Origin of the sequence: Corynebacterium sp. HMSC04H06 (genome assembly GCF_001815935.1) — a bacterium.
GTDB lineage: Bacteria > Actinomycetota > Actinomycetes > Mycobacteriales > Mycobacteriaceae > Corynebacterium.
Window position 1 is genome coordinate 23,813 of sequence record NZ_KV823405.1, and the last position, 8,476, is coordinate 32,288.

At 67.4% G+C, this 8,476-nt stretch carries 5 protein-coding genes; 3 read left to right on the forward strand and 2 right to left on the reverse strand.

Translation table 11 applies throughout. The annotated features are described in order from the left end of the window. Window positions 1–103 precede the first annotated feature (103 nt). Complete coding sequence (locus tag HMPREF3067_RS01535; RefSeq protein ID WP_246819199.1) at window positions 104–1,408, forward strand: DUF418 domain-containing protein; 1,305 nt, start codon at window positions 104–106, stop codon at window positions 1,406–1,408. On the opposite strand, the gene topA is transcribed toward HMPREF3067_RS01535, so the two are convergent. Beyond that, the gene (gene topA / locus HMPREF3067_RS01540; protein WP_070767984.1) at window positions 1,368–4,406 is read right to left on the reverse strand and encodes a type I DNA topoisomerase; all 3,039 of its coding nucleotides are present in this window, start codon (window positions 4,404–4,406) and stop codon (window positions 1,368–1,370) included. The genes HMPREF3067_RS01535 and topA overlap by 41 nt on opposite strands. Window positions 4,407–4,784: 378 nt before the next feature. Here topA and HMPREF3067_RS01545 point away from each other — a divergent pair, with 378 nt between their 5' ends. Then, the gene (locus tag HMPREF3067_RS01545) at window positions 4,785–5,414 is read left to right on the forward strand and encodes a DedA family protein (protein WP_070767985.1); all 630 of its coding nucleotides are present in this window, start codon (window positions 4,785–4,787) and stop codon (window positions 5,412–5,414) included. Between the two features lie 99 nt (window positions 5,415–5,513). Here HMPREF3067_RS01545 and HMPREF3067_RS01550 read toward each other — a convergent pair whose 3' ends face one another. After that, window positions 5,514–5,720, reverse strand: a complete 207-nt coding sequence (locus HMPREF3067_RS01550; protein WP_070767986.1) for a cold-shock protein — start codon at window positions 5,718–5,720, stop codon at window positions 5,514–5,516. 258 nt (window positions 5,721–5,978) lie between these two features. Here HMPREF3067_RS01550 and HMPREF3067_RS01555 point away from each other — a divergent pair, with 258 nt between their 5' ends. Further along, on the forward strand, window positions 5,979–8,309 hold the full coding sequence (locus tag HMPREF3067_RS01555) for a DEAD/DEAH box helicase (protein ID WP_070767987.1): 2,331 nt from the start codon (window positions 5,979–5,981) through the stop codon (window positions 8,307–8,309). Window positions 8,310–8,476 lie beyond the last annotated feature (167 nt).

The window sequence follows — 8,476 nt, forward strand, 5'->3', positions numbered from 1 at the left end:
GGCCGTAGCCCCGCGCAGTAACAGCGGCCCGCAACACCGGCCGGGAAGGAGCGCCGGCGACCGCTGCCTGCGCGGCCGGGGCCGTTAAGTTATCGTTTTAGGCATGACTCAACCGACTCATAGGCCCCGCATGGTCGTGCCCGACATCGCCCGCGGGCTAGCCCTGCTGGGAATCTGCATCGCCAACATGTCCACTGCCTGGCTGGCCCACGGGACTGGGCCGGCGGGGATGTTCGGCGGCATCGCCGGCGACAGCACGGCCGATAAGGCCGCGGCGCTGTTTGCCGCGATGTTCGCCCACGACCGCGGGCTGCCGATGTTTTCCACCCTGCTGGGCTTCGGCGTAGGCCTTATCACCATGAGCCTGTGGCGCCGCGGCTTCCCGCTGCCGGCTGCCCGGTCCGTCATCGTCAAGCGCTACGGCCTCTTGGCCGCCTTCGGGCTGGCCCACGGCATCTTCCTGTTCAGCGGCGACATCATGATGTTCTACGGCCTGTGCGGGATCCTCATCGCCTGCCTGCTGTCCCTGACCGACAAGGCCCTGCTGCGCATCGCCTACGGCCTGCTCGGGCTGGTCAGCGTCGGCGGGGCAGCCATCGCCGCCCTGGTGGCCTGGTTGCGCGACGATTTTGCCGGCGCCGATCCCTTCAGCACGGGGGCAACGGCCCCAGCCGAGACCTTCCTCGGCATGCTGGGCGAGAACCTCATCGTGATGATGGGACAGCTGATCGGATCCCCGCTGTTTATGCTGATGTACCTGCCGGTGATGCTGGTCGGCTTCGTCTGGGCCCGCCGGGGCGTGCTCGCCGACGTCGACGCCCACCGCGGGACCCTGCTGGCCTGGACCGGCATCGCCGCCGCCGTCGTGGCGCTCATCGGCCTGCCCTGGGGGCTGTGCGCCATCGGGGTGCTGCCCGACAACCTCACCCCGGTCTTTGCGGCCCTCAACTTCACCGTCGGCATCCTGAGCGGTCCCGGCATCCTCGCCGCGGTCGCACTCGTACTCAACCCGGTGCAAAAGGCGGTCTCCGCCGGTGCGGCGATGCCGCGGTGGCTGTGGCCGTTTAGCGCCCTGGGCAAGCGCTCGATGAGCGGCTACGTCCTGCAATCTGTCATCCTGCTGGCCCTAATCTTCCCGTTCACCGCCGGTATCGGCGCCGACTTTAGCGCCGCCCAGATGCTGGGCCTGGCCTTTATCACCTGGCTTATCACCCTGGTGCTGGCTTGCGTTTTAGAGGCGCTGGGCGCCCCCGGCCCACTGGAATGGGCCCACCGGCGCCTGGCCTACGGACCGACCCGGCGGGCCGAGCTGCCGGCCAAGTACCGCACGCCGCTGGCGCCCGGCACGCCTGACGCGGCCAACGCGCCTACTTCGACCGGCGAGAACCCGCCTTCACCACGTTCTTAGTGCCCGGCGACGGCTTCTTGGCCGTCTTCTTCGTGGACTTCTTGCCGGCCTTCTTGGTCGATTTCTTCGTCGACTTCTTGGCCGTCTTTTTCGTCGACTTCTTAGTCGACTTCTTGCTCGACTTCTTGCCCGCCTTCTTGCTAGCCTTGGAACCGCCGTTGGCGGCCTCCTTGGCGCGGCGCTCCGAGAGCAGCTCGTTGGCGCGCGCGTCGGTCATGGCCTCGGGCTTATCGCCCCTGCGCAGGGAGGCGTTGGTGCTCCCGTCGGTGACGTAGGGGCCGAAGCGGCCGTCCTTGACCGTCATCGGCTTACCGGAGACGTCGTTATCGCCCAGCTGCTTCAGCGGCGGCTGCGCGGCCTGGCGGCCCCGGCGCTTCGGCTCCGCGTAGATGCGGCGGGCCTCGTCCAGGGTGATGCTGAAGATCTGCTCCTCGTTAGCCAGCGACCTAGAATCCGTCCCCTTTTTCAGGTAGGGGCCGTAGCGGCCGTTCTGGGCCGTGATGATCTCCCCGTCGGACGGGTCCACGCCCACCTCGCGGGGCAGCGACAGCAGCTTGAGGGCCTCGTCCAGGGTGACCTCAGACGGCTCCATCGAGCTAAACAGCGAGGCCGTGCCCGGCTTCAGCTTCTCGTCGATGTACTGAGCTACCCGCTTTTCCTTCTGCTTGGCCGCGGTCTTGGTCTCCCAGTTCTTGGCGCGCTTGCCCTCGGCCGCACGCTGCGCGTCCTCCTCGGCGCGCTCCTTGGCGACAACCTCCTCGGCCTCCGCCTCCGCGGTGGCGCGCTCGTCGTCACGGACCACCTCGGTCACGTACGGGCCGAAGCGACCCTCCTTCGCCACCACCATGCGGCCGTTGGCCGGGTTCTCGCCCAGCTCGCGGCCGCCCTGCGGGGTGGCGAACAGCTTCTCGGCCAGCTGCTCGGTCAGCTCATCCGGGGTGGTGGTCTCCGAGAGGTTGGCGCGCTGGTAGACCGGCTCCCCGGTCTCCTCGTCGCGGCCGATGACGCGCTCGATGTACGGGCCGTAGCGGCCCACGCGGACCACCACGTCCCGGCCCTCGGAGTCGGTGTAGAGCTTCAGGGAGTTGACCTGGCGGGCATCGATCTGCTCCAGGTTGACGTCGATGAGCGACTTCAGGCCGCCGTGGCGCGCCACCGATGCTGCCTTCTGCTGGCCCACCTGCGCGTTGCCGAAGTAGAAGTCCTTCAGCCACTGGGTGCGGTCCTGGTTGCCGGCCGCGATGGCGTCCAGCTCGTCCTCCATCGAGGAGGTGAAGCCGTAGTCCACCAGCTCGGTGAAGTTATTCTCCAGCAGCCCGGTGACCGCAAACGCCACCCAGCTGGGCACCAGGGCGTTGCCGCGGGAGACCACGTAGCCGCGGTCCTGGATGGTCTTGATGATGGACGCGTACGTCGACGGGCGGCCGATGCCCAGGTCCTCCATCTTCTTGACCAGGCTGGCCTCGGTGTAGCGGGCCGGCGGGTTGGTCGAGTGGCCCTCGGCCTTGAGATCGGCGATGGTCAGCCCCTGACCTTCGCGCAGCTGGGGCAGGCGCTTGCTGGCATCGTCCTTGTCATTCTTGCCGTTCTTGCCTCCCTTGCCCGGGTTGCTCGGGTCCTCGTAGGCCTTCAGGAAGCCCGGGAAGGTGATCGTGCGGCCGGTGGCGGTGAAGTCCACCTCGTTGCCGGTGTCGGCCGTGCCGGCCACCGTGACCTTCATGGAGGTTCCCTTGGCGTCCTCCATCTGGCAGGCGACGGTGCGCTTCCAGATGAGGTCGTAGAGGCGGAACTCCTCCGCGTCCAGCTGGCCGGACAGCTGCCCCGGGGTGGCGAAGGACTCGCCGGCCGGGCGGATGGCCTCGTGGGCCTCCTGGGAGTTTTTGACCTTGCGGTCGTAAACGCGCGGGGAGCTGGCGACGTATTCCTGGCCGTAGATGCTGGTCGCGGCGTTGCGGGCCGCGTTTAACCCCTGCTTGGACAGCGAGGTGGAGTCGGTACGCATATAGGTGATGTGACCGTTTTCGTAGAGGCGCTGCGCAATGCGCATGGTGCGCTCCGACGTGAAGTGCAGGCGCCGGCCCGCCTCCTGCTGCAGGGTCGAGGTCATAAACGGCGGGTAGGGCTTGCGGGTATAGGGTTTGTGCTCCACGCTGGCCACGCTCACCGACTGGCCGCTGAGCCCGTCGGCCAGGGCTTCGGCTTGCTCCTGGCCCAACACCACGACGTCGTCGTTCTTGACGCGCCCACGGTCGTCGAAGTCGCGGCCGACGGCCACGCGCTGGCCATCGACGGCCGCCAGGCGGGCGGAGAAGGTCCGCGGCTCCTCGGATCCGCTGTTGCCGGTGTCCAGATCGGCGGCCAGGTCCCAGTAGTCGGCGGCGATGAACGCCATGCGCTCGCGTTCGCGCTCGACGATGACGCGGGTGGCCACCGACTGCACGCGGCCGGCCGACAGGCGCGGCATGACCTTCTTCCACAGCACCGGGGAGACCTCGTAGCCGTAGAGGCGGTCCAGGATGCGTCGGGTCTCCTGGGCATCGATGAGGTTCTCGTCCAGCTCGCGGGTGTTTTCAGCCGCCTCCAGGATGGCGGACTTAGTGATCTCGTTGAAGACCATGCGGCGCACCGGCACCTTGGGCTTGAGTACCTCGAGCAGGTGCCAAGCGATGGCCTCGCCCTCGCGGTCGGGGTCTGTTGCGAGGAAGAGCTGATCGCACTGCTTCAGCTTGGCTTTGAGGTCCGCGACCTTCTTCTTTTTGTCAGCGCTGATAACGTACAGCGGCGTGAAGTCGTCCTCCGGGTTCACTCCCAAGCGCGCCCAAGACTCCTTCTTGTATTTCGCCGGTACGTCTGACGCCCCGCGGGGAAGATCCCGGATGTGACCAACCGAGGCTTCGACTATGTAGTCGTCGCCCAAATACGGCTGGATCTTTTTCGCCTTGGTCGCCGACTCTACGATGACCAGGGTCTTGCCCGACGTGTCGGAAGCTTCTGCCACTTCGACTTCATCCCTTTCGAGGCCTTCTCACACGAGACTTACGCTGTCCGCCCCGCCCGGGGCGCCGCGCGCTTTTAGCTTCCGAGCTTTCGCGCGCCACGCCCAGGCAAGGCCAAGTGCCCCTAGCCTACACAGAGCCAAAACCGGCTACACAGTAATACAGTATTTAATGGGGCCACTTCCGAACTGTTTATCACTTGTCTAGCCCCGAAACCAACATTTACCGCCCCAACGGGGGCATAACCCATGGGGTATAGGGTTGGTCGGTGGTGGGTGTATCCTGCACTATTGAACTTGTTAACCGCGGACCGTGCCGGGCGCTGACCTTTGTCGCGCCACTGCGCGCGGCCCGACAGCGAAAAGGAGGTGGCCTGCCTCATGGTGGACTCAATCCTGCAGGTCATCGAGTCGATTATGACCACCGACTGGGTGTACCCTGTCATCGGCTGCCTCATCTTCCTCGACTGCTTCTTCCCCGTCCTGCCGTCTGAAATCCCCCTGAACCTGGTCGGGGCCTGGGCCGGCAGCCAAGGGGTCCCGTCCGTGACCGTGATGTTTTTCACGGCTCTGTTCGCCGCCATCCTGGGCGACAACCTGTGTTTCCTGCTGGGCACCCGCTTCATGCCCTACCTGCAGCGCCTGCGCCGCGGGTCCAAGGCCTACGAGGGCCTGCTGTGGGTCAAGCGCCACATGCGGCGCAGCGGCGGGGCCGCCATCATCATCGCCCGCTTCATCCCCTCGGCGCGCCTGTTCATGACCATCCTGCTGGGATCGGTGCGCTACCCGTGGCCGCTGTTTTTCTTCTTCGACAGCATCGGTGTGGCCATCTGGGCCTTCCAGGCCCTGGCCATCGGCTACCTGGGCGGCATGGCCTTTTCGGATTCTCCCCTGGCGGCCATGCTGGTCAGCATCGTGGCCGCGGTGGTCATCGGTTTCGCCATCCAGTGGCTGCAAAACCGGATCCTGGACTGGAAGGACACCCGCAACGGCTACGCGGAGACCCCCTAAGCTCCCCTGCTGCCCTGCTGCCCTACCCGGCGCATAAAAAGCTTTCGCCCCGCACCTTGAATACCAGGTAGCGAGGGCGAAAGCGTGCGGCTTAGTGCCTTAGGAGAGGGCGGTAACGCCCTGGGCCTGCGGGCCCTTGGCGCCTTCGCCGACCTCGAAGGAGACCTTCTGGTTCTCCTCCAGGGTGCGGAAGCCGCCGCCCTGGATCTCGGAGTAGTGCACGAAGACGTCTGCGGATCCATCCTCCGGAGCGATGAAGCCGTAACCCTTCTCAGCGTTAAACCACTTGACGGTTCCCTGTGCCATTATGTACCTCTTTCGGCGTGTGTAGGGATGTGTTGAACTTTTTTAAAAAAGTGGTCGAGGCGTCGAACCTCTCGGCTGGTTAAGCCAGAAAGTGCCCGCGTTTTCCAAAATCTTTCACGAGCACCTAAATCTAAACACTGCGCTAAGAAATCTTCGACCACTGGTAAGTGTGACACGTTTTGCCGCCTCGCGATAGTCTTGGGAGGCTTTATTGACTAAAATTCTTGGTATTTTTCCACCCAGAAAGGGGTATACGCGATGGTAGCTGAGTCCCCGAACCCGCTGGGCGCGGAGCTCGCGGACATCCTCACCCGCCGCTTCCCGGAGTCCGAGTGCACCCACCTGACCACGCTGCCGCCCCGCCCGGCCGAGTACGTGGACTGGCCCGGCTGGGTGGACCCGAAGCTGAAGGAAGTGCTTGTCGATGCCGGCATCGGCAAGCTCTACAGCCACCAGGCCGCCACGGCTCAGGCGGCGTGGGCGGGCCACGACGTGGTGGTGGCCACCGGCACCTCCTCCGGCAAGTCGCTGGGCTACCAGCTGCCCATCCTGACCAGGCTGGCGGCCAACCCGACGGCCTGCGCGCTGTACCTGACCCCCACCAAGGCGCTGGGATCGGATCAGCTGCTGGCCGCCGGGCGCCTGGCCGGCTGGGCCAACCCCGCCCCCTACGACGGCGACACCCCGGCTGAGGCCCGCGCCGGCATCCGGGACAATTCCCGGTTCGTCTTCTCGACCCCGGACATGGTGCACGTCTCACTTTTGGCCGCCCACCAGCGCTGGGCGCGGTTCTTGCGGCACCTCGAGTTCATCGTCATCGACGAGTGCCACTCCTACCGCGGGGTCTTCGGGGCCAATATCGCCCTGGTGCTGCGCCGCCTGCTGCGCCTGTGCCGCCACTACGGGGCGAACCCCACCATCATCGCGGCCTCGGCCACCATGCGGGATCCGGCCCGCCACCTGGAGCGGCTCACCGGCCGGCCGGCGCAGGCCGTGACCGCCGACGGAGCGCCGACCGGGGCGCGCACCATCATGCTGTGGGAGCCCGGCTTCCTCGACGAGAACACGCGCCGCGCCGCCACCTCCGAGGCCGCCGACGTCATGGCGGCCCTGGTGGCCGAGGGCGCGCGCACCCTGACCTTCGTGCGCTCCCGACGCGCCGCGGAGCTGGTCTCCATGCTCTGCCAGGAGGAGCTGTCGGGCCGCCTGGGCCGGGCCGACTTCGCCCGGCGCATCGCCTCCTACCGGGCCGGCTACCTGGCCGAGGACCGCCGCGCCCTGGAGGCCGGCCTCGACGACGGGAGCCTGCTGGGGGTGGCCACGACCTCGGCGCTGGAACTCGGCATCGACGTCGGCACCCTGGACGCGGTGGTCACGGCCGGTTTTCCCGGCACCGTCGCCAGCTTCTGGCAGCAGGCCGGCCGGGCCGGGCGCCGCGGCCAGGGTTCCCTGGTGGTGCTTATCGCCCGCGACGAGCCGATGGACACCTACCTGGTCCACCACCCGGCCGCCCTGCTGGAGCGCGACGTCGAGGCCAGCGTGTTCAACCCGCGCAACCCCTACCTGCTCTACGGCCACCTCTACTGCGCGGCCGTGGAGCTACCGCTCAGCGATGCCGAGGCCGCCTTCGCCCCCGCCGTCGTCGAGGCGCTGGCCCGCGACGGACTCATCAAGAAGCGGGCCCGCGGCTGGTTCCCCACCCCGCAGCTAGACGGTCAGTGGCGCCCCGAGACCGCCCACGGGCAGGTCTCCCTGCGCGGCGGGGCGGGCCAGGAGGTCATGATCGTCGACGCCTCGGACGGGCGCCTGCTGGGCACCGTCGATGCCGCCCGGGCCGCCGCCCAGGTCCACCCCGGCGCGGTCTACCTGCACCAGGGCGAGACCTTCGTCATCGAGGACCTCGACCTAGACGACTACGTGGCCCTGGCGCGCCCCGACGTGCCGGACTATTCCACGCAGGCCCACTCCACCACCGACATCCGGATCCTGTCCGCGGCCGGGGAGGACGAGCTCATCACCTACTCGCCCGGCCTGTGGGTGGCCAACGTGGAGGTCGAGGTCACCAACCAGGTCACCGGGTACGTGGTGCGCCTGCCGGACGGCACCGTAGGCGAGGAGGTGCCGCTGGAGATGCCGGAGCAGAGCCTGCGCACCCGCGCCGTGGCTTATACCATCGACCCGCTAGTGTTGGACAAACTGGGCGTCACGGCGGCCGATACCCCGGGCACCCTGCACGCCGCCGAGCACGCCGCCATCGGGCTGCTGCCGCTGCTGGCTACCTGCGATCGCTGGGATATCGGCGGGGTCTCGACGGCGCGCCACCTGGATACCCAGCTGCCCACCGTCTTCGTCTACGATGGCCACCCCGGCGGGGCCGGCTTCGCCGACGAGGGCTTTAACCGCTTCCCGGAGTGGATTGAGGCCACCTTCGCCGCCGTGCGCTCCTGCGGCTGCGAGTCGGGCTGCCCGTCGTGCGTGCAGTCGCCCAAGTGCGGCAACGGCAACAACCCCCTAGACAAGGCCGGGGCCCTGAAACTGCTGGGAGCCCTGGTCACGATGACGCAGGGCTCCACGGCTGGGTCGGAGTGATACTTGTTCGGGGTGTTACTGGATTAATCTGCGCGGGCTAGGCGGGCCCGGCCTTGGCCTGGGCGCCGCGCCAGCGCACCGACGCGCCGACCACGACGTCGCGACCGGAAACGGTGCACGTGTCCAGGCGGGCGGCGTTGTGCTCGGCCGTGCGCCGAGCCGCCGGG

Excerpts from the sequence above, each read along its gene's own strand:
- HMPREF3067_RS01535 (WP_246819199.1), top strand. The coding sequence starts at position 104 with ATGACTCAACCGACTCATAGGCCCCGCATGGTCGTGCCCGACATCGCC.
- HMPREF3067_RS01545 (WP_070767985.1), top strand. The coding sequence starts at position 4,785 with ATGGTGGACTCAATCCTGCAGGTCATCGAGTCGATTATGACCACCGAC.
- HMPREF3067_RS01550 (WP_070767986.1), bottom strand. The coding sequence starts at position 5,720 with ATGGCACAGGGAACCGTCAAGTGGTTTAACGCTGAGAAGGGTTACGGC.
- HMPREF3067_RS01555 (WP_070767987.1), top strand. The coding sequence starts at position 5,979 with ATGGTAGCTGAGTCCCCGAACCCGCTGGGCGCGGAGCTCGCGGACATC.